The sequence below is a fragment of the Phormidium sp. CCY1219 genome (assembly GCF_035615515.1).
In the GTDB taxonomy this organism is placed as follows: Bacteria; Cyanobacteriota; Cyanobacteriia; order Cyanobacteriales; family Laspinemataceae; genus CCY1219.
In genome coordinates this window covers 1-210 of the sequence record NZ_JAJENT010000010.1, presented here as the reverse complement: position 1 = coordinate 210, position 210 = coordinate 1, and the positions used below count along the sequence as shown (strand labels likewise).

Annotated in this window: 1 protein-coding gene; it reads right to left on the bottom strand. The window is 54.3% G+C overall.

Features of this window, described 5'->3' with window-relative positions; translation table 11 throughout:
• Window positions 1–210, bottom strand: a 210-nt coding sequence (locus tag LKK83_RS00225; RefSeq protein WP_324628741.1) for a hypothetical protein, incomplete at both ends; no start/stop codon positions are given.

Genomic DNA, 210 nt, shown 5'->3' with positions numbered 1-210 from the left:
AATTGGGGTGCGATCGCCTCCCGTTTCTTCCGCTTCCACATTGCTAGCTGTTTCTTCGCTAGCAGTTGCTGTCTCGGCGTCTACAGCCGTTTCTTCCCCTACATTCTCTACCACTTCTGTGGCATTACTCACCGGGGTTTCGGTGACAATTTCCGCTGGGGGAGTCGTCTCCTCACGCGAGGATTCTACAGTTTCGACGGGTTCCGATGA